Source organism: Stenotrophomonas sp. YIM B06876, assembly GCF_030711595.1.
Lineage (GTDB): Bacteria > Pseudomonadota > Gammaproteobacteria > Xanthomonadales > Xanthomonadaceae > Stenotrophomonas.
In genome coordinates, this window is record NZ_JAUJUJ010000586.1 from 1 (window position 1) to 412 (window position 412).

Annotated in this window: 2 protein-coding genes; both read left to right on the forward strand. The window is 68.2% G+C overall.

What is annotated here, in order from left to right:
* The coding region (locus QZH66_RS18590; protein WP_305807260.1) for a hypothetical protein at positions 1-232 on the forward strand (232 nt) is incomplete at its 5' end.
* The coding region (locus QZH66_RS18595; protein WP_345783887.1) for a hypothetical protein at positions 232-412 on the forward strand (181 nt) is incomplete at its 3' end. The genes QZH66_RS18590 and QZH66_RS18595, both read left to right, overlap by 1 nt.

The following is a 412-nucleotide window of genomic DNA, read 5'->3' on the forward strand; positions in this document are numbered from 1 at the left end:
CATCCTGGCCGCTGCCGGCATCAGCATCGACGCCATGCTGCAGCGCGAGGCCGACGAGGTGGGCGGCGAGGGCACGGGACCGGACGGGACACGCAGCATCCCGCAGACCGACCTGATCATCCTCACGCACGACACGCGCGAAGGCACCATGAACGACGCGCTGGCGCAAATGCAGGCACTGCCCACGGTGCTGGCGCCGATCACGCGCATCCGCAAGGAGGAACTGAACTGATGTTGTACCTGTCCACGCGCGGCCATCCGGAGCGCAAGCACTTCTGCGACATCCTGCTCGAAGGCCTGGCGCCCGACGGCGGCCTGTACCTGCCCGAGCATTACCCGCAGATCGACGATGCGCAGCTCACGCAGCTGCGCCGCGCCTACCACGAGCAGGGCTACGCCGAGCTGGCGTTCC